General features: G+C 47.4%; 23 protein-coding genes. 20 read left to right on the top strand and 3 right to left on the bottom strand.

Features of this window, described 5'->3' with window-relative positions:
• Window positions 1-29: 29 nt before the first annotated feature.
• Window positions 30-743, bottom strand: a complete 714-nt coding sequence (locus AC0WRU_RS20595; protein WP_476126126.1) for a phosphatase PAP2 family protein — start codon at window positions 741-743, stop codon at window positions 30-32.
• A gap of 88 nt (window positions 744-831) precedes the next feature.
• Between AC0WRU_RS20595 and AC0WRU_RS20590 the strand changes: the two genes are divergently transcribed.
• Window positions 832-993 carry a hypothetical protein gene (locus AC0WRU_RS20590; RefSeq protein WP_476126125.1) on the top strand — a complete coding sequence of 54 codons (162 nt, stop codon included), beginning with the start codon at window positions 832-834 and terminating at the stop codon, window positions 991-993.
• Between the two features lie 133 nt (window positions 994-1126).
• Here AC0WRU_RS20590 and AC0WRU_RS20585 read toward each other — a convergent pair whose 3' ends face one another.
• Complete coding sequence (locus AC0WRU_RS20585) at window positions 1127-1354, bottom strand: DUF1128 domain-containing protein (RefSeq protein WP_025684475.1); 228 nt, start codon at window positions 1352-1354, stop codon at window positions 1127-1129.
• A 120-nt stretch (window positions 1355-1474) separates the two neighbouring features.
• Here AC0WRU_RS20585 and yyaC point away from each other — a divergent pair, with 120 nt between their 5' ends.
• From yyaC to AC0WRU_RS20565, 4 genes are all read left to right on the top strand, one after another.
• A complete protein-coding gene (yyaC, locus tag AC0WRU_RS20580; RefSeq protein WP_476126124.1) occupies window positions 1475-2065 on the top strand; it encodes a spore protease YyaC in 591 nt (196 codons plus the stop codon).
• Between the two features lie 86 nt (window positions 2066-2151).
• Window positions 2152-2946 carry an alpha/beta fold hydrolase gene (locus AC0WRU_RS20575; RefSeq protein WP_476126123.1) on the top strand — a complete coding sequence of 265 codons (795 nt, stop codon included), beginning with the start codon at window positions 2152-2154 and terminating at the stop codon, window positions 2944-2946.
• Window positions 2947-3152: 206 nt separating this feature from the next.
• Window positions 3153-3809 carry a DUF6483 family protein gene (locus AC0WRU_RS20570; protein ID WP_476126122.1) on the top strand — a complete coding sequence of 219 codons (657 nt, stop codon included), beginning with the start codon at window positions 3153-3155 and terminating at the stop codon, window positions 3807-3809.
• Window positions 3796-5010 (top strand): class I SAM-dependent methyltransferase, encoded by a 1215-nt coding sequence (locus tag AC0WRU_RS20565; protein WP_476126121.1) that lies wholly within the window; start codon window positions 3796-3798, stop codon window positions 5008-5010. The genes AC0WRU_RS20570 and AC0WRU_RS20565 overlap by 14 nt, the downstream gene beginning before the upstream one ends.
• A gap of 121 nt (window positions 5011-5131) precedes the next feature.
• On the opposite strand, the gene AC0WRU_RS20560 is transcribed toward AC0WRU_RS20565, so the two are convergent.
• A complete protein-coding gene (locus AC0WRU_RS20560) occupies window positions 5132-5455 on the bottom strand; it encodes a dehydrogenase (RefSeq protein WP_476128689.1) in 324 nt (107 codons plus the stop codon).
• A 144-nt stretch (window positions 5456-5599) separates the two neighbouring features.
• Here AC0WRU_RS20560 and uptA point away from each other — a divergent pair, with 144 nt between their 5' ends.
• The 15 genes from uptA to AC0WRU_RS20485 all read left to right on the top strand — a co-directional run bounded on the left by uptA (window position 5600) and on the right by AC0WRU_RS20485 (window position 18921).
• Window positions 5600-6214 carry an undecaprenyl phosphate transporter UptA gene (gene uptA, locus AC0WRU_RS20555; RefSeq protein WP_476126120.1) on the top strand — a complete coding sequence of 205 codons (615 nt, stop codon included), beginning with the start codon at window positions 5600-5602 and terminating at the stop codon, window positions 6212-6214.
• A gap of 1 nt (window position 6215) precedes the next feature.
• Window positions 6216-6785 (top strand): thioredoxin family protein, encoded by a 570-nt coding sequence (locus tag AC0WRU_RS20550; RefSeq protein WP_025684468.1) that lies wholly within the window; start codon window positions 6216-6218, stop codon window positions 6783-6785.
• 3 nt (window positions 6786-6788) lie between these two features.
• Window positions 6789-7418 carry an MBL fold metallo-hydrolase gene (locus AC0WRU_RS20545; RefSeq protein WP_025684467.1) on the top strand — a complete coding sequence of 210 codons (630 nt, stop codon included), beginning with the start codon at window positions 6789-6791 and terminating at the stop codon, window positions 7416-7418.
• Window positions 7419-7662: 244 nt separating this feature from the next.
• Window positions 7663-7872, top strand: a complete 210-nt coding sequence (locus AC0WRU_RS20540) for a hypothetical protein (RefSeq protein ID WP_476126119.1) — start codon at window positions 7663-7665, stop codon at window positions 7870-7872.
• An 80-nt stretch (window positions 7873-7952) separates the two neighbouring features.
• Window positions 7953-8339, top strand: a complete 387-nt coding sequence (locus AC0WRU_RS20535; RefSeq protein ID WP_025684465.1) for a hypothetical protein — start codon at window positions 7953-7955, stop codon at window positions 8337-8339.
• A 367-nt stretch (window positions 8340-8706) separates the two neighbouring features.
• Entirely contained in the window at window positions 8707-8994 is a 288-nt protein-coding gene (gatC, locus tag AC0WRU_RS20530) for an Asp-tRNA(Asn)/Glu-tRNA(Gln) amidotransferase subunit GatC (RefSeq protein ID WP_025684464.1), read from the top strand.
• A 27-nt stretch (window positions 8995-9021) separates the two neighbouring features.
• The gene (gene gatA / locus AC0WRU_RS20525) at window positions 9022-10479 is read left to right on the top strand and encodes an Asp-tRNA(Asn)/Glu-tRNA(Gln) amidotransferase subunit GatA (protein WP_476126118.1); all 1458 of its coding nucleotides are present in this window, start codon (window positions 9022-9024) and stop codon (window positions 10477-10479) included.
• 26 nt (window positions 10480-10505) lie between these two features.
• On the top strand, window positions 10506-11951 hold the full coding sequence (gatB, locus tag AC0WRU_RS20520) for an Asp-tRNA(Asn)/Glu-tRNA(Gln) amidotransferase subunit GatB (protein WP_025684462.1): 1446 nt from the start codon (window positions 10506-10508) through the stop codon (window positions 11949-11951).
• 159 nt (window positions 11952-12110) lie between these two features.
• A complete protein-coding gene (locus AC0WRU_RS20515) occupies window positions 12111-12572 on the top strand; it encodes a GNAT family N-acetyltransferase (RefSeq protein ID WP_025684461.1) in 462 nt (153 codons plus the stop codon).
• Window positions 12573-12635: 63 nt separating this feature from the next.
• Window positions 12636-13349, top strand: coding sequence for an MgtC/SapB family protein (locus AC0WRU_RS20510; RefSeq protein WP_476126117.1), 714 nt, complete (start codon window positions 12636-12638; stop codon window positions 13347-13349).
• A gap of 81 nt (window positions 13350-13430) precedes the next feature.
• Complete coding sequence (locus AC0WRU_RS20505) at window positions 13431-14084, top strand: hypothetical protein (protein WP_476126116.1); 654 nt, start codon at window positions 13431-13433, stop codon at window positions 14082-14084.
• A gap of 7 nt (window positions 14085-14091) precedes the next feature.
• A complete protein-coding gene (locus tag AC0WRU_RS20500) occupies window positions 14092-15495 on the top strand; it encodes a DUF4097 family beta strand repeat-containing protein (protein WP_476126115.1) in 1404 nt (467 codons plus the stop codon).
• Between the two features lie 109 nt (window positions 15496-15604).
• Complete coding sequence (gene perR, locus AC0WRU_RS20495) at window positions 15605-16051, top strand: peroxide-responsive transcriptional repressor PerR (protein WP_134912735.1); 447 nt, start codon at window positions 15605-15607, stop codon at window positions 16049-16051.
• 165 nt (window positions 16052-16216) lie between these two features.
• On the top strand, window positions 16217-17935 hold the full coding sequence (locus AC0WRU_RS20490) for a glycosyl hydrolase family 18 protein (RefSeq protein ID WP_476126114.1): 1719 nt from the start codon (window positions 16217-16219) through the stop codon (window positions 17933-17935).
• A 107-nt stretch (window positions 17936-18042) separates the two neighbouring features.
• Window positions 18043-18921 (top strand): nucleotidyltransferase-like protein, encoded by an 879-nt coding sequence (locus tag AC0WRU_RS20485; RefSeq protein WP_476126113.1) that lies wholly within the window; start codon window positions 18043-18045, stop codon window positions 18919-18921.
• Window positions 18922-19145 lie beyond the last annotated feature (224 nt).

The following is a 19145-nucleotide window of genomic DNA, read 5'->3' as shown; positions in this document are numbered from 1 at the left end:
GTGTGAAACAAGAAACCGTCTCGAACCGCTTACGGGCGGGGAGTCGATGGAGGCAGAGAACGTGGCAGACGTGCTCGCCAATAGATAACAGGGACGGTAAACACTAGCCAAATGATTCCGGCAATATAACCACCTGCTATGTCGGTTGGAAAGTGAACCCCCAGATAGACACGGCTTAGCCCGATCAGGAGAATCAAAAGTGCGCCAAGAACGCAGGGAAGGAAGATAGAGCGCTCATGAATTTTTCGTTTTATCGCCCAAATGGCAAAAATCATGCCGTAAAATCCCATGGAAATCATGGCGTGCCCGCTGGGAAAACTATAGCCGCCGACTTCTACCAAATGCTGAAGTGCTGGGCGCTCCCGTTGCAAAACTTCTTTAATGAGCGTGTTCAACACCCACATCGCCGTAAAGCTGCTTATTACTGCAAAGGAATAAGCCTTCGAGCGGAGATATACCCAGCACCAGACGGCAATACCCAGAGCGACCAGCAACGATACACGGAAAGAACCGAAAGACGTAATGAATACAGCGACAGTCAGAAGCTTGTGATGAGCATCCGTTGTGTCTGGAAAGACCACATCCTGAATGCGTTCATCCCAATATAGTAAAGGAGCTGTACCGATCCAACGAACAGAGTAGGCAATGAGAAGCAAAACGGCAATCATGACGATGGACGCGTACAGACTGCGACGTAAATACCATGGCAAAAAACGGGATAGCTGAGGTTCTTGGGACAGCATATGTAGGGAATCTCCTCCTTATGGCTTCGTGCATAGACTTATCTTTTCGTACTATAAACTTAACCAATATTGAACTTGAGAGCAAAACGTGACCGGAACACCGCTATGTCATGTGGAGGTTACTTGCCAGGATGGCAATTTTCAGTTGGGACCCGGTGATGCTGCACGAATCCACAAAAGCTATCATTTAAAATTACAAGCTACAGGGAATGAGGATGTGTCTGAACTGGTGTTGGCAGATTTGCCTTAAAGACATCTGCGAAGAAACGCATAAGAGATGGATAAAAATAAAGCTCGTATCCCGTTACGCGTTTGTTAATGCGAACGGAGATACGAGCTTTATTTACGGGAGGCACTACCATGAACAGTGTCACCCAAGACGATCAGGAGGGGTTACGTAATCTGCCCAACTCGGAAACGATGGCCTCGACTTCTGAAATACTCAGATTAGGCTTGTTCATCACCATATCATAGACATCACGGAGATCCTCGTATTGCTCCAGAGAGAAAGCGGAGGACTGCATAGCAGCGCCACTCGCCATACGAAGCTTGGTTTTGATGCCTTCAATCATATGTTCAATGTTGGCATGAGACGGTACAGACAAATCCATCGTTAATGTTCCATCCTTTCATATCAGGGGAAGTTGCCTGTATTGTACCATGTTTTTGTTGTAGAATGTACTGAAAGTCAGATTATCGGTCAACGGCCGGATCAAGGAGGATGGACGAAGGTGTCTTTGTATAATCGGGCTTCCGTATTCGGGCGCTCTCCTTTAGACAGTCATGCGGAAAAAACAGATCGCGAAGGGCTCGTACCGTTTTTTCGTGAAATTTATTCTCAGCATGAGGTGAATAAGCTGACCTTTGTTTGTATCGGCACGGATCGATCGTCAGGCGATTCACTGGGACCGCTAGTCGGCACCATGCTTATGGAACAGGGCTTTCCACACGTGATCGGCACCATGACTGAGCCGTGCGACGCGGATCATCTGGTTTCGTATTTGAAGCGTATTCCCCAGGACCATCATGTGATTGCCATCGACGCTTGTCTGGGACAGCAAGGCTCGGCGGGGATGTTTCTGGTTGCCCGTGAACCGCTGACTCCGGCACGTTCGGTCGGACTGGCCCTACCGTCTGTCGGAGATTACAGCGTCGCGGCCATTGTGAACGAGCGCAGTCCCAAACCCTACTGGACATTGCAAATGACATCACTGCATCTCGTCATGACGATGGCTACACATATAGCCCATGCTGCGGCTTGCGGGTTTGGTTTAAGAGCAGATTCGCAGGAATTTCCAGAGAGCTACCGTTTCAGATATTGATGGTCTGCTTAATAATATACATCAGCATGTTCTAATCATAATATATTCGCTCCAATAGATTATATACAGAGAAAGAAGGGTTCCACATGGAAAAGGTACTATGTGAAGGAACGACAATCTGCTATGCCGAACAGGGAAAAGGAGAGCCCATCATCCTGCTGCACGGATTTTGTGGAAGCTCTTCCTATTGGGATGAGGTTGTTCCATTGCTGTCCCAAAGTTATCGCTGCATTGTCCCGGACTTGCGTGGTCATGGACGTAGCGATGCTCCGCTTGGGGCCTACACGATTGATCAAATGGCGAATGATGTGCTTAAGCTTCAAGAACAACTGGGCATTCCACAGGCTGCCTGGTTCGGCCATTCCCTCGGGGGCTATTTGACGCTTTCTGCGGTACAGCGCCATCCCGAGCGACTTACAGCCTTCGGGCTGATTCACTCCACCGCCTATGCGGATACAGAGGAAGGAAAAGAAAAACGGAACAAGGCCGTATCCACCATTCAAACAGAGGGAATCACCGCATTTGTAGATGGACTCGTTCCCGGACTTTTTGCTCCACAACACGTAGAGTCCTTGTCGGATCAGGTGCTCAAGGTCAAAGAAATCGGTTATAAAACGCCGCCGCAAGGAGCCGTAGGCACATCTTTGGCCATGCGTGAGCGTTCAGACCGCCGCGACGTGCTGTCGGCCTCCACCTTGCCCACTCTGTTAGTGGCGGGTGAGCAGGATCAGGCGATTTCTCCCGCCCGGACGTTTACAACAGATCGGGCCGGGATCACTCAGGTCACAATACCTGAAGCTGGTCATATGAGTCTGTTCGAAGCGCCGGAACAACTGGCACATGCCATCTTGGCATTTTTACAACAAAACATCCAGCAGTAAACTTGAACAACAAACCCAAAAAACCGGAACCATCTGGTACCAATCAGAGGGGGGCCGGTTTTTTTGGCGTTTTAAATTGATTTTGATTGTTACCAAACGTTTTCCGTCTTGACCGAGCCATTTGGCTTTTGCACAAGGATGACTTACAATCAGAAGTGAAATAGTTCCTGGTTGTCGAGGCATCGGGATGGAAAGAAGGGAACGGCTTGCTCAGAAAAGATTATTTGCTCAGTATGATGGAAGAAATGACATCGGCAGTAGCTTCGGTGCTCGGTCTAAGGCGTGAAAATAAACACGTCGAAGCGCTGAAACAACTGGATGACCTGCTTAACAAGCAGTTTCGCCTTCGTTCAGATTTGCTCAGACGATTGCCGCCGGAACAAATTATAGAGCTTTTCCGACTGGGCCCCGGTATTGAAGCGGACAAGCTTCAGCAGGTGGCTCGCATTTTGGAAGAAGAAGCCGCTATTTACCTGGAAACCGACAGAATAGACGAGGGCATACGAATCTTGATAAAATCCCTTCATCTATATTTGTACAGTGATGTGAATGGTGCGACCCGTGACATTCAGGTTCTGCCTGAGCGAATTGCGTGTATCGTTAATTTGGTTCAGGAATATGAGCTGCCAGCCGACACAAGCAAGCTGCTGGTTGTCTATTACGAACGAGAGGACAGACTGGACAAGGCCGCTGATGTTTGGTTCGGACTGGCATGGGAGCAGCCGGAGCTGCTGCCGGATGCGGAGGCATTTTATACTCAATTGCTGGATAAGACTGATGCGGAGCTGCAACGGAGTGGACTTTCACGCCGGGAAGTAACCGAAGGTCTGGTCGAGATTACCCAACTACATGGAAGAAAGTGAGATGTACCTTTTGGATTCACTGCGTGAACTTATATACCAACTAACTACAGGAGGGTCCCTCATAACTGCGACGCTAAGTCAGCTTCGCAAACGGGAGGATGCTTCTTTTACTAAAGTGCAAATCAAGCCTGTGGAATTGAAGAACAAACTGCATTACCAGTTTGCTTTTCATTACAGCAACAAGGTCATTCATGAAAACTTGACCCCTGACGAAGCTAACGAGCGCATGACTGCCTTGTTTGAGGACACATTCCGACAAGGACTTTTGTGTGCGAAGAATGCGGACTATCAGGTGCTGATCAGTAAAAAATATAAAGTTTCCATTTTGACAAAGTCACCGAGCAAAAGTACAGCCGACCTGTCTCATAACCGCAAAAAGCAATATGTGCTGGAAGAAGGAGAACGGATTCCTTTCCTTATTGAGTTGGGGATCATGAATGAGGACGGCAAGGTGCTGGCCCGCAAGTATGATAAGTTCCGCCAAATCAACCGTTTTCTCGAAATGGTGCAGGATGTATTGCCTAGCCTTCCCGTAGGCCGCCCGTTAACCATTGTGGATTTTGGCTGCGGCAAATCATATTTGACCTTTGCGCTGTATCATTATTTGGCAGTACAGCAAAAACGACCTTTGCAGATCGTGGGTTTGGATTTGAAGGCAGATGTTATTGAAACCTGTAATCTTCTGGCTCAAAAGCTGCAATACCGCCAACTGGAGTTTTTGGTCGGTGATATCGCGGACTATAACGAGCTGGAGCAGGTGGATATGGTCGTGACTTTACACGCCTGTGATACCGCAACGGATGCCGCGCTGGAGAAAGCTGTCCGCTGGGGAGCGTCCGTTATTCTGTCAGTTCCGTGCTGCCAGCATGAGCTGTTTAGCCAGTTGGAAAATCCGGTGCTGGAGCCATTGCTTTCCCATGGTATTTTGAAGGAGCGCTTTTCAGCGCTGGCGACAGACGGTATCCGGGCCAAGCTGCTGGACATGATGGGATACCGGACACAGTTACTGGAATTTATCGACATGGAGCATACGCCTAAAAATATTTTGATCCGTGCCGTCAAAGGCCAAGCAGGGGAACGTTCTGTTTTATGGCGTGAATATACGGCATTTCGGGATTTTATTCATGCTGATCCTTATTTGGAGCGTGCCTGTGCGGATCTGCTTCCCGAGGGAGCAGGGCAGACAAAGAAACAGGAATAGAGATATAGCAAAAGTGGGGCCACTGCGAAGTGGCCCCACTTTTATTGTGATTCACAATTTACAGTTTGCAGTTACAGGTTGAGTTGCTTCTCTTGCTTCGCATATTCTTGGATGCGCAGAACTATCCGCCGTAGGCACTTCTAAAGGCAGTGCACAAAACAGCGCGATCCACCTTCCACAATGTCGCGAGTTCCTCGCTGACATCCTCATCCCACCAGTCGCACAGTAGTCTGCGGTTGCTGTGGTTTTCGGCGATCCAGATGAGGTGTCCGGCGACCTTGCGGCAATACAGCTCCTCGCCCTGCTTGACCAGATCGGGAGCAATGTGAACGGGCAGACGCTTGCAGGTTCGGTACAACTCTTTGCTGCATGCACGTCGGATACCGCGAGCCGTGGGTAAACGGGATTGTGAATTGTCATGTTTGGGGAATTTGCCGGGAGGCATATTGTACCCCCTCCTCTCTCTCACAACTTATGCGGGCAGAGGAGTTGGGGTCACTGAACTCCCTATTTGAGTGAAGTGGCGACTTGTTCTGCCCCTGTGATACACTAATGGAAATAGAGAAACAGGCAGGGAGTGGGAAGATAATTGGACCATATATCTAGTATCATTAATTATTTGTTTGAGATCATTCGTAGTCTTGGGTATTTTGGTATTATGCTAGGCTTGATGGTTGAGGTCATTCCAAGTGAAATTGTCCTCGCTTATGGTGGCTTTTTAGTGTCTTCGGGTCATATTAACTTCTTTGGCGCGGTTGTTTTTGGAACTATCGGCGGGGTGCTGGCACAGCTGTTTATTTACTGGATTGGACGCTATGGCGGCAGACCAGTATTGGATAAGTACGGAAAATACATACTTATCAAGAAAAGCCATGTCGACCACGCCGAAGCCTGGTTCAACAAATACGGCACAGGGGTGATTTTCACAGCCCGCTTTATCCCTGTTGTGCGTCACGCGATCTCAATCCCTGCCGGGCTGGCTCGCATGAGCGTATGGCGTTTTATTATTTTGACGACGCTGGCGATTATACCTTGGTCTGTTCTGTTTATATATTTAGGAATGCTGCTTGGAGACAAGTGGGAGCAGATTGACGAAGTAGCAGCACCTTATATCAAACCAATTTTGCTGGTTGCCCTTGCGCTCCTGATCATTTATTTTGTTATCAAATGGATTATGTCCAAAAACAAGAAAGGAAGTGTATAACATGAGTCGTACTAACGTATCGCAATATTTCGGAAAAGGTCTGAGCCCCGAACAGTTTATGGAGGGTATGGAAAAGAATAAGGAAGCCTTCAACTCCGGGTATGATCAGTTTGTGTGGAACCGTGAAGAGGACCGCGAGTATTTTGAAAGCCTGAACCATCGGGATGATCTGCGTGTACTTATTTTGGCCGCCGACTGGTGTGGAGATGTAGTGCGCAATGTGCCAGTTGTGTTCCGTGCGCTGGAGAATAGCGGGATTCCGACCGAAGTATTAATCTTGGAAAACCATCAGGCGCTGATGGATGACTTCCTGACAATGGGCGGACGTGCTGTACCGATCGTGATTTTTGCCGATACAGGAGGTCACGTACTCGGTCACTGGGGACCACGCCCTGCACATGTCCAACAAATTATGATCGGGTTCAAACGTGAAAATCCGGATCGGGATGCCGACGATTATCAAGAAAAAATCGCAGTTGCTCGCAAAGAAATGGCTGAAAAATATGGGGAGGTAACCGAGGTCCATCCTGTGATTGTTCAGGAATTGCGCGAGCTGATCTCGGGATTTTAATTTATGACATTATCTATTCGCAGCTTTAATCTAGGCCCACTCCAAACGAATGCTTATTTGCTTCAAGGGGATGACCCGCAGCGCGCCGTTATTATCGATCCGGGGATGAATCCGGGTCCTTTGCTGAGAGCCATTGAGTCACTGGAGATTGAAGCCATCTTGCTGACCCATGCTCATTTTGATCACATCGGTGGAGTAGATGAAATTCGCAAGGCGAAGGGCTGTCCGGTTTATTTGCACCCTTTGGAGCAGGACTGGCTTACATCCCCTAAGTTAAACGGCTCTTTGATGTGGCCCGAGGCATCCCCGCCGATCTCGACGGAGCCTGCCGAATATGATTTGGCGGAAGGTCAGCAATTGAACCTGATCGGGCATACATTCAAGGTATTCCATACACCTGGGCACTCACCCGGAAGCGTCAGCTTTTTGTGTGGTAAGGACTTGTTCTCCGGGGATGTATTATTCCGTCAGGGTGTCGGCCGCACAGACCTGACCGGTGGGCGGGAACGGGACCTGTACGATTCCATTCAGAACAAATTGTTCCCGCTTGGGGATGACGTTACGGTGTACTCCGGACACGGTCCCAAAACGTCCATTGGTTATGAAAAAGCCAATAATCCGTATATTCGGTAAAACGCAATGAATGTTTTCAGTTGGGGCAGAATCAAAGCTGTGACAGGTTCTGCCTCATTTCGACAATAAATTATCAATAATGTATAGACAAAGGTTTTTATTTTTGTTAACATACACATATTGAAGTTACATACTAAACTCGCGAAGCACGCAAGCTGTGGATGAATCCCGGTTTGCGTTCTTTTTTTTGCCCATTAAGAGGATAAAGAGGCAGTTGGCCGTCAGATCACAAGGGGGAGCATGAATGAAAAGGAAGTATATATCTGGGTTACATCGTGAAAATGGAGATAGCCACCATTTTTCTATAAAGACAGGAGATAGAGCTTCTGTGCAAGGTTCTGAACCGAAGGTAATAACCTGGAAAAAGGTAACAAAGCAAGGCGGAACCATTGCACAGAATTGGCACACAAGGCTGAATGAGCACAGGCTGGGACGTGGAGATGGACAGTTTTGAAGATACATAGATGATATAGACAAGCTACTTTTTTTTTAGTAGACTTAGCAGATAAGTTCAGACAAACGGGGGGGCTAACGATGCATCATTTAGGAACTAGAATTATGATCGTCGCGGATGCTTTTGAGCAGAATCTTCCTGTGGGCGAACATGGTTATATCATTGCTTACGACCGTAATGCGGACAATGCTTTTGACTATGTCATTCGCGTCCCGAAGGTGAATCGCAACTTTTTTGTACCATCCGGGGACATCGAGCTGGAAGAAAGTATTTTGAAGCTGGAAGCCGAGCGGATTGAGCGTGAAGCGCTGATAGATTACGCCCTTGCTACGCATAATGAGAAGCTGTTCAGACATGTGATGAACGGTGGTCTTGATTCGGTAGAGGCTGAGGAAGAAGAAACCGCGACAGAATTGTTGTCACAGGCTGATTTTATTAGACAAGTTAATTTACGTGCTTGGATATAGGGGTCGGCTAATGTCGACTCTCTTTAAGAATATATATAATTGGCACGTTCTTAGCTCCTACCGCTTTTCGAAAGAGCACCGAGAGGTGCTTTTTTTATATACATTTAGTAGCATTTTACCGCCAGGTAACACAGTTTGCTTCTGTACCGCGTCAAAGATTGAATTGTAAAGGGTTCTATCCTATAATTAAAAACGTTATTTCAAAGTTCGGTGCAGCATTTTTGATATCAGGATTCTGCAAATTCGATTCCAGTCGCTCCGAAGTGCAATATATAGACGAACTAGACCATTTCGATCTATATATTGTTCATTGGAAGTCGCTTATTGGATTTTTGCAAAATCCTCTTATACACGAGGAGGTTTTTGTATGAACATTTCCACGGAAGATGTCCGTCACGTAGCCAAGTTGTCCCGGTTGAATCTGACCGCAGCCGAGGAAGACACGATGACAGGGCAATTGAACGCCATTCTCCACTATGCGGAGAAGCTGAATGAGCTGGATACGGAACAGGTAAAACCGACCACTCATGTGCTGCACGTCAGCAACGTTATGCGGGACGACGAAGTTCGCGAAAGTTTGACACACGAGCAAGTGATGCGCAATGCACCTGAAGAAGAAGACGGACAGTTTAAAGTTCCTGCTGTTCTGGAATAGATTTCACATTTGAAAGGAGGATGTAAATTGAGCTTGTTTGATAACACATTGCCGGAAATACATAACAAGCTGCATCAAAAGGAAATTTCTGTGAGTGACCTGGTAGGTCACGCTCTGGAGACGATTGGTGCGCGGGAAGACAAGATCAAGGCCTACATTACGGTTGACGAGGAGCAGGCACGTGCATCCGCACGTCAGCTGGATGATCATCTGATCTCGGGAGAGGAACGCGGGTTGCTGTTTGGCCTGCCGGTCGGTATTAAGGATAACATCGTGACAGAAGGGCTGCGTACAACGTGCGGCAGTCAGTTTTTGAAAAATTTTGATCCCGTGTACGATGCAACGGTTGTCGGCAAATTGCGTGCGGCACAAACCGTGACATTGGGCAAAATGAACATGGACGAATTCGCGATGGGCGGCTCTAACGAGAATTCCAGCTTCTTCCCGGCACGAAATCCTTGGGATCTGGAACGCGTTCCCGGAGGCTCCAGCGGCGGCTCGGCTGCGGCTGTAGCAGCGGGTGAGGCTTATTTCACCCTCGGCTCCGATACAGGCGGTTCCATTCGCCAGCCCGCTTCTTATTGCGGCGTAGTCGGCTTGAAGCCAACCTATGGTCTGGTATCACGTTTTGGTTTGGTGGCCTTTGCTTCTTCTTTGGACCAAATTGGACCGATTACGAAGAATGTTCAGGATTCGGCGTACGTACTGCAAGCCATTGCAGGCTATGATCAGAAGGACTCCACTTCTGCGAAGGTAGACATTCCTGATTACTTGAACGCTTTGACCGGAGATGTAAAAGGACTTCGTATTGCTGTACCCAAGGAGTATCTGGGTGAGGGCGTCGATCCACAGGTCAAGGAAAAGGTGCTGGACGCGCTTAAAACGCTGGAAGGACTGGGGGCGGTATGGGAAGAGGTCTCTCTTCCACACACTGAATATGCGGTAGCCACATACTATCTGCTGGCTTCATCCGAAGCATCGTCCAATCTGGCTCGTTTTGACGGTGTACGCTATGGCGTACGTGCAGACAATCCGGACAACCTGCTGGATCTGTACCATCAGTCCCGCACGCAGGGCTTTGGCCCCGAGGTGAAGCGCCGGATTATGCTGGGCACTTATGCGCTGAGTTCTGGGTACTATGATGCTTACTACCTGAAAGCACAAAAAGTGCGTACACTAATCAAACAGGATTTTGATCGTGTGTTTGAACAATATGATGTCATTATCGGACCTACTGCGCCGACAACAGCTTTTAAAATCGGTTCGCAAGTGGATGATCCATTAACGATGTACTTGAACGATATCTTGACGATTCCGGTGAGCTTGGCTGGAGTGCCAGCCATCAGTATCCCTTGTGGTCTTGCGGATGGATTGCCGGTTGGACTGCAAATTATTGGAAAAGCCTTTGACGAGTCTTCCGTACTGCGTGTAGCACATGCATTTGAACAAAATACCGAATTCCACAAGCAGCGTCCGCAGCTGTAATTTGCCGAAAAGGAGGGAACCCATTCATGTCTACAACTACATCCAAATATGAGACGGTCATCGGACTGGAAGTCCATGTGGAACTGCATACGAAGTCTAAAATATTTTGCGGATGCTCGACATCCTTTGGAGCACCGCCAAACTCGCATACATGTCCTATTTGTCTTGGGCATCCGGGGGTACTGCCGGTATTGAACCGTCAGGCCGTTGATTATGCGATGAAAGCGGCGATGGCGCTTAATTGCACGATTGCTGATGTGAGCAAGTTTGACCGCAAAAACTATTTTTACCCCGATTCACCCAAGGCTTACCAGATTTCGCAATACGATCAGCCGATCGGCGAGCATGGCTGGATTGATATTGAAGTGAACGGCGAGACAAAGCGTATCGGCATTACTCGACTGCATCTGGAAGAGGACGCAGGTAAATTAACACATGTCGATGGCGGCTATGCGTCTTTGGTTGATTTTAACCGGGTCGGTACACCGTTGGTCGAGATCGTTTCGGAACCGGAAATATCTTCACCGGAAGAAGCCAAGGCTTACTTGGAAAAAATACGTGCGATCATGCAGTATTGTGACGTATCCGATGTGAAGATGGAGGAAGGCTCGCTTCGCTGCGACGCGAACATTAGCCTTCGTCCGCATGGACAGAAAGAGCTGGGTACTAAAGCAGAGCTAAAAAACATGAACTCCTTCCGCGGCGTACAGCGCGGATTGGAATATGAGCAGTTCCGTCAGGAACAGACGCTGGAGGAAGGCGGAACGATTGTACAGGAGACACGCCGTTGGGATGAGGCCCAAGGTAAAACTCTGTCTATGCGTGGTAAGGAACAGGCGCATGACTATCGTTATTTCCCGGACCCGGATCTCGTTACGCTGCATATTGATGCAGAATGGAAAGAACGCATCCATGCTTCCATTCCTGAACTGCCTGACCAGCGTAAAGCACGCTACACCTCGGAATATGGATTGCCTGAGTATGACGCACAGGTCATTACGTCTTCCAAGCCACTGGCCGATTTGTTTGAGGATAGTCTTCAATACACGAAGGATGCCAAAGCAGTATCCAACTGGATTATGGGGGATTTGCTCGGTTATTTAAACAGTGCCGGTGTGGAGCTGTCGCAGGTTAAACTGACAGGTCGAGGCTTGGGTGAAATGATCGGACTGCTGGAGAAGGGGACGATCAATAGTAAAATCGCTAAAACCGTCTTCAAGGAAATGCTGGAGAGTGATAAACTGCCGCAGCAAATTGTTGAAGAAAAAGGGCTTGTGCAAATCAGCGACGAGGGTGCGATCCTGACGATCGTCGAGCAGGTAGTAGCGGCTAACCCGCAATCGGTTGAGGATTACAAAGCTGGCAAGCAGAAGGCCATCGGCTTCCTGGTTGGTCAAGTGATGAAGGAGAGCAAGGGCAAAGCAAACCCTGGCCTCGCCAACAAGCTGCTGACGGAAGTGCTAAACCGCTAATGGCATAGATTTGAAAGGGGCTTGTCTTATAGGGACAGGTCCCTTTTTGTATAGGCTCTGTGAGAACTGCTGTACAGAGTTTGGAAGCGCAATGACATGTTACGAGTTTTTTATAGAAAACAGCAGCATAGCTGCCCTGAATAGAAGGAGGGATGCAGCATGATTAGCATATGTTCATTGGAAGACGATGAAATGGTCAGTCAGATATGGCGTCTTCAGCACCTCGCTTACAGGCTGGAGGCTGAGCGGATCGGTTTTTATGAAATACCACCCCTTATGGATACGTTTGATACGCTGCGAAGCTGCGGAGAGACATTCTATGGCTGGATTGAGGACGGCGACCTGCTAGGGGCGCTGGCGGTGCAGTCTGAGTCATCCGGTTCGCTCACTCTTACACGTATGATGGTTCATCCGGATCATTTTCGCAAAGGGATTGCCGACTCCTTAATGAAGCATGTTTTGAATGAATATCATCATATACCGCTGTTTATCGTATCTACAGGAACTTTAAATGCTCCTGCGGTGGCTCTTTATCGAAAACACGGCTTTCGCCCCGTATCGGCGGTAGAGGTGGCTCCGGGCGTGGAATTAACCACATACCACCTGCATAACGTGAAATAAGTCTTAGCAAAAACTGTATCCCCGGAGAGGGAAGCACGATATACACCGGGAGGGAGAGCTTGATTGGATAACCCATGGATTATAGACGATTCACATATCATTTTACGACTTTTGCTATCCATGCTCCTGGGCGGATTCATTGGTTTTGAGCGCGAACGTTCCAATCATGCTGCAGGTTTGAGGACTCATATTATGGTTAGTCTCGGTTCGACGCTGATTATGCTGCTCTCCATTTACGGCTTTACCGACTTTATCAAAGAGGCCAATGTACGTATAGATCCAGCACGTTTGGCTACGGCGGTAATTACTGGAGTAGGATTTTTGGGCGCAGGAACAATTATGTTTACAGGCAAATCCATTACAGGCTTAACGACTGCTGCTTCCATCTGGGTTGTAGCAGCTATTGGTCTCGGGGTCGGAGCGGGCTTTTATTTTCCATCTATAGCGGCGACTGTACTTGTATTTTTGAATTTATGGGTGTTTAACAAAGTTGAATTGCGGTATATGCGTGGACGACAACGTCATCTTATAACACTATACGGATTGTCATCCCATAGATTGCTGGAGCAAATTTCGACTTATTTAGAGCAAGAAAAAGTGGAAATACGTAAAATAGTGATTAAAGAGCATGAGAATGTCCCTTTTCACGAATTGCATCCCAATCGGCAGAGCATGGAGGTTTCCTTGGAAGTGCTGGCTCGCCGCGATTTTAATCCAGTGCGTATTGCAGCCGATCTTCGACAGTGGGAGGATGTAGCGGCAGTTTCCGTGGAATGAGGGCTTACCACATTTTTTCCAGTTACTCTTGAATCCGATTGGGGTACTATCTAACCATTAAGCATTTGCTGCGGATCACGCATGGAATTCAAAAGGGAGGATGGCATGAACTCGGAACAACCGTTACTGTCTGGAGAGGGACAACAGTCACCGGAGCCGGAACAGCGGGAACACCCCAAACGGGGTAAACGTTTTAAATACGCTAAATTTCGCAAAGTGATTGCCATTATCATGGCAGCATTGTTACCCGGCCTGGGGCATCTTTTTTTAGGGCTGTTCATTAGAGGGCTTACATTTATCGTATTGCTTCTGTTAGATATTTTTGCGATGCTGTATGTTGCTTCTGACGGCTTGAGGATTAACATTCCGCTGCTTATTTTGCTCGGCTTGTTCATTCCTGTCTTATATTTTTATAATGTATATGACGTGTTACAATCAGCGGATTATATGGTCCGCTATCGCCGTAAGCCGGATCGTAATGCACAGATGGATGCACGAGGGCAGCAAAGTAGTCCGTTTTATGCCTGGGAGAGAGGCTTGTCTTTTGCCGTGCTGCTCGTGGCGGGTGGAGGACTTATGATTCTGTTTCGTATGAAGCCACGCTGGCTGGGCAACTTTTTCGAGGATTATGGCTTTTTGACGTTAGCTATTTTATTAATGCTGATCGGACTATTAGTCTTCTTGCGAGAAGTCGGCTTGTCGGTCAAACGTAAAAAGGTAAAGGAAAGAGGGTGAAGCTGGCGTGCACCGCAAAATAAGAGTCGGGCGCTACACCTCTTCGCTTCTGTTGATGGCTGTAGGCGTTCTGCTTATCTTGGATGTTGTCCAACATACCGAATATATGCTTCAGCTCCTTGTATGGTGGCCCGTTATCTTTGTGCTGTGGGGACTCGAGTATCTGATTTTTTTTGGTGTGTACTACCGCAAGGAGGGCAAGCCCGACAACGGACGACGTTTCAGACCTGATCTGAAGGGAATTGTCTCCGCATTGGTCGTGGCCGCCGCTGTTTTTATCGTAACCCAGCAAAATCATTATATGTATCTGTGGAACAGGGTTAGTTTGAATCTGACCGCGGCATCCATGGATTTTAGTCAGGCGAAAGGAAACCGATATGATATGGGCGGCGTACTGGTGCCTGTAACGATGCAGACGTCCGATTTGGTAGTTGATTCGGTCAATGGCGATGTAACGCTGATCAGACGTCCTGTGTCCAATGTAGAGGTACGTGCGACCCTGTGGGTGGATCAAGCGCCTGCTGCCGAAGCGGACAAGATTGCTCAAGCTTCCTCGCTGACTTCTACTGACGGCAAGACTATTCAGATTCTTCCAGAGGTGCAGTCATACGGAGCATCGAGCAGACGTCAGCCCCGTACGAATATGTTAATTACAGTGCCGGAGGATCGGCGATTTAATATGCAGATCAGAACCTCCAATGGAGATATTACCCTCAACGGAGTAGATGCCATCGACAGCATCCGGCTGGAGAGCGGGAATGGGAATTTGACGGTTAATGATGCTATCGGCAATGTCCAAGGAGTCACCTTGAACGGTCGGATCAAATTGCATCGTATCACCGGAGATGTAGATATGCGAACCAATCGCGGTGATATGCAGGCAGGGGATATTGAAGGAACGGTTGCGCTACGCACGATGGTAGGCGACATTCAGCTTGCCCGCTCGGAAGGTGATATTACGGTTGATACCCAAAATGGTGACATGAACGTTCTCAATCCCACAGCCAAGCTGAATGCAAATTCGCTCAATGGCGGAATCAAGGTGCATAGCGAGCAGGTAGGTGGAGATTGGAAAATATATAGTGCTGTCGGTGACATTGCGTTGGATCTTCCGTCGAATGGTGACTTTCAGTTGGAGGGGTCAAGCAGTTACGGCAACCTTCGATCAGACTTCCCTTTTAAAATAGATAGTAAAAGTATCTCAGGTCAAAACGGGACAGGTAAGTACTCGATCAACGTGGAAGGCAATAGTAATTTAACGATCAAGAAGCTACTAATGCCATCGCTGCCTGGCTTGGACGAGTCAGCAGGAACGAATGTGCCTAATGCTTCAGAAACGCCTGCGGCTCCATCTGAATCTCCCGCTACCGGAGCCTCTAACGGGTCATCCAGCGATAATGCGGCGCGTTGACAAGAAACTTGAATTGACCGTACAATGTGAATAGACGTACAACGTGAATAGAATGTAAAATAGTTGTAATAAAGCAAATCGTAAGTAAGGGATAAGGCGGTGGACATATATGGCAGCTCGCGTCCAGCATGCTTTGGAACTTCTAAAGAAGACAGGTGTACGCATAACACCCCAGCGCCATGCCATATTAAACTATTTGATGGAATCTATGGGACATCCGACCGCAGATGAAATATATCGTGCGCTCGAATCCAAGTTTCCAAGCATGAGTGTGGCTACGGTTTATAATAACTTAAAGATGTTTATAGAAGCGGGTATGGTACATGAGTTGACCTATGGAGATAACGCCAGTCGTTATGATGCCAATGTTTCGGAGCACTATCACATCATTTGCGAAAAATGCGGAAAGATTGAAGATTTCAGTTATCCGTATTTGGCTGATGTGGAACACCATGCCTCGTTAGAGACAGGTTTCGAAGTGCATGGACATCGTATGGAGTTATACGGAGTGTGCAAAGCTTGCATGAACAAGGAAATTCAGCTAAATAAGGAATAGAAGTTTTTCGGTGTGGTATGTATATATTGTAATGGGTTGGAAACGTGAGAAATTCCCCACAAGCGGGGATTTACCGCGTTTTTTTGTTTAAATAACTTGTCTGTCAGCTACCAGTTCAGCTTACGTTAACCTGTAATTCAAAGTTCCGACAATGGAGGTTGAATATTGGCCAGAAATCATTCCAGACGCCGCCGTAAACGTTCACGTTTCAAAGGGGCTACAATGTTGCTGTTGTTCGCAGCGATCATCTGCGCAATTACTGTCGTATGGTTCGGTAATCCACTGCATGAAAAACCCGATTGGCAAGGCAGTGTCCGTCCCATTTTTATTCAGGGAAAGCTGACCGGGTATGAAGCTCAAAATTCCGGCAAGAACATGCTGGTACCACTCAAATTTGTGCAAAGTAAAATCGATCCAGCGATTCGTTATGAGGATGACAGCCAAACTGTCATTTTGGCTACGAGGCAAAATTTGCTGCATATGACTGTTTCCAAGCCGCAGGGGGAATTGAATGGAACATCATATACGCTCAGCGCAGCTCCCCAGATTATTAGTGGATCGGTTTATATACCTATGCAAGCTGTCCGTGAAGTATATGGTGTATCTGTTCATGAAGACACAGTGACGGGTGCAGTCATCCTGATGAAAGCCGGAGAGAAAGTCAAACTGGGGAACGTGGAGAAGAAGGATGGACGACAGGATGCCAAAATTGCTTTGCGTAAAGAAGCCTCCAGCCTGTCTTTTATTTTGACGGATATACCTCAACAAACGAAGGTGCGTATTTGGTCCAAGCAGGCTGATTGGTATTTTGTTCAACTGGATAACGGCTACGCTGGATATGTGCAGGCGGCCAACATCTCTGAAGGAGAGGAGCTTGCGGTCGCCCCGGCTAAAGATACTCCATCTATCTCGGAGAAGCACTGGAAGGGAAGACCCGTGAACCTCGCCTGGGAGGCCGTTTACAACCGTAAACCTGATCCTTCCAAATTTGACCCTATGCCTGGAGTGAATGTGGTGAGCCCCACTTGGTTCAGTATCATAGATAATGAGGGCGCCGTACAGAGCAAAGCCGACCCTGCCTATGTCAGTTGGGCGCATCGCAAGGGGATGGAAGTATGGGGCTTGTTGAGCAACAGCTTTAACCCTGAATTAACGACAGAGGCCTTGTCTACCTTTGAACGACGAAAATCAATTATAGATCAGATGATTACACTTGCCGAGAAAAATGGTCTGGACGGTATCAATATTGACTTTGAGAATGTTCATACGAAGGATGGACCCAATGTCACCCAATTTTTGCGAGAGCTTAAGCCGATGGCACGTGAACATGATTTGATGTTGTCTATCGACGTAACACCTAAATCTCAAAGTGAGATGTGGTCTGCATTTCTGGATCGAAAATCATTGGGGTCGATTACGGATTATCTCATGGTTATGGCCTATGATGAGCATTGGGCAGCCAGCCCGAAGGCTGGTTCAGTCGCCTCACTACCGTGGGTGGAAGCGTCGATCGAGCGAATCATTCAGGAGGATGAAGTACCATCTCAAAAGGTTGTCTTGGGCATTCCGTTATATACTCGTGTATGGTCTGAAACACCTAAAGGAGACACCGTCAAAGTTAGCTCCAAGTCGCTTGGTATGGAATCAACAGCGGGGATTATCGAGAAATTTAAGCTGAAGCCTAAATTCAGAGCCTCGGAAGGCCAGAATTATGTCGAGTATACTGAAGACGGTATTGTTAAAAAGATTTGGCTGGAGGATCGTGTATCTCTGGAAGCGAGGGTGCAACTTGCCAAGTCATTGAAACTTGGGGGAATCGGTGTATGGAACCGAACCTTTGCAGATCAGACCGCCTGGAATACGCTGAAAGAAATAAGTAAATAAAACTTAAAATTTTTAGAGTTGAAGAAGGAAGTTTCTTTTTTATGTAGAAATGTTCACATATATCCAAATTTAGCGGTTATGGCCGCCTTACAGGTATGGAGGGAGAAGTGCAGCTAACCAAATTAAGCTTGATGTATGATGAATTGTTGCAGGAAGATTCGATCGGCATTATTTCGTATAGAAAGCCGGGCGAATATTTTCATGGAGCCATGCTGTATGATTTTGATGAACTCATTCTAATTATTGGAGAAGGCCGGAAGCCAGCCCGTTCCATTCAGCATTTACTGATAAATGGATTAAGATGTCAGGTGTTGTACGCAACACTCAGTTGTCTGAAAGGCTGGATTATCGCCGGTGAACATGCCAACATAATAGATTATTTACTGGAAGGTCATATTCTGTGGGAACGGGACGAGAGAGTCAGTCTGCTAAGGCGGGAAATCATCGAATTCAACGACCCGTTACGGGAGCAAAAGCAATTTCATGAGTTCGCCCGTTTTCTGGTTAATTACGTTCATGGTAAAAGAGCAATGCGAGAAGGTCGGATTATTGACGCTCACCAAAGTATTTTGAAGGCGTTGGATCATTGGGCATCCATTGAGCTTATTAAACGGGGAATTTATCCGACGGTTCACTTGTGGGTTCAGATACAGCCATTGGATCGAACCATCTACAAGCTGTACAACGAACTCACGTTTAGTACGGAAACCCTTGAGCAGCGGGTTGAGCTTGTGCTGCTTGCTTGCGAATTTTCAGTGATGTCTAAAATGGAGGGGTGCTCAGCACCGCTATTCCGCATTTTAGGCAGCAGACGGGAACCTTGGTCCATAAATGAGCTTATTAATCATCCTGAGCTAAAAAATCTCCAACTGGATCTTACCGTAGTACTACGTAAGCTGGTATACCGCTCACTGATCAGGGAATCGGTTGGCGGGAATCTCAGGGATCATGGACACCATAGCGAAATACGTTATTCCCTTATTTGATTGATACATCGAATCAGCGGGAGGAAAGTCCGTTAAACGGATCTTCTTCCTTTTTTTATGCGTAATGGAGTCACATTGACGCTCAAAATATAAAAATTGTCGTTAAAGGTTGACGAGTTTATAAAAGATATGCTAAGTTATAACTCGCCCCATTAAGCGGCATGAATAATTTAGACCTGTTTACAGCAGGATAAGTATGTTGCAAACAAGCATGAAAAATAAAT

This window comes from Paenibacillus sp. 1-8 (genome assembly GCF_056316205.1).
The sequence above is the reverse complement of the archived record's forward strand: the minus strand, read 5'-3'. Positions and strand labels throughout refer to the sequence as shown.

Excerpts from the sequence above, each read along its gene's own strand:
- AC0WRU_RS20595 (WP_476126126.1), bottom strand. The coding sequence starts at position 743 with ATGCTGTCCCAAGAACCTCAGCTATCCCGTTTTTTGCCATGGTATTTA.
- AC0WRU_RS20585 (WP_025684475.1), bottom strand. The coding sequence starts at position 1,354 with ATGGATTTGTCTGTACCGTCTCATGCCAACATTGAACATATGATTGAA.
- AC0WRU_RS20575 (WP_476126123.1), top strand. The coding sequence starts at position 2,152 with ATGGAAAAGGTACTATGTGAAGGAACGACAATCTGCTATGCCGAACAG.
- AC0WRU_RS20565 (WP_476126121.1), top strand. The coding sequence starts at position 3,796 with ATGGAAGAAAGTGAGATGTACCTTTTGGATTCACTGCGTGAACTTATA.
- AC0WRU_RS20560 (WP_476128689.1), bottom strand. The coding sequence starts at position 5,455 with ATGCCTCCCGGCAAATTCCCCAAACATGACAATTCACAATCCCGTTTA.
- AC0WRU_RS20550 (WP_025684468.1), top strand. The coding sequence starts at position 6,216 with ATGAGTCGTACTAACGTATCGCAATATTTCGGAAAAGGTCTGAGCCCC.
- AC0WRU_RS20545 (WP_025684467.1), top strand. The coding sequence starts at position 6,789 with ATGACATTATCTATTCGCAGCTTTAATCTAGGCCCACTCCAAACGAAT.
- AC0WRU_RS20540 (WP_476126119.1), top strand. The coding sequence starts at position 7,663 with ATGAAAAGGAAGTATATATCTGGGTTACATCGTGAAAATGGAGATAGC.
- AC0WRU_RS20535 (WP_025684465.1), top strand. The coding sequence starts at position 7,953 with ATGCATCATTTAGGAACTAGAATTATGATCGTCGCGGATGCTTTTGAG.
- gatC (WP_025684464.1), top strand. The coding sequence starts at position 8,707 with ATGAACATTTCCACGGAAGATGTCCGTCACGTAGCCAAGTTGTCCCGG.
- gatB (WP_025684462.1), top strand. The coding sequence starts at position 10,506 with ATGTCTACAACTACATCCAAATATGAGACGGTCATCGGACTGGAAGTC.
- AC0WRU_RS20515 (WP_025684461.1), top strand. The coding sequence starts at position 12,111 with ATGATTAGCATATGTTCATTGGAAGACGATGAAATGGTCAGTCAGATA.
- AC0WRU_RS20505 (WP_476126116.1), top strand. The coding sequence starts at position 13,431 with ATGGAATTCAAAAGGGAGGATGGCATGAACTCGGAACAACCGTTACTG.
- perR (WP_134912735.1), top strand. The coding sequence starts at position 15,605 with ATGGCAGCTCGCGTCCAGCATGCTTTGGAACTTCTAAAGAAGACAGGT.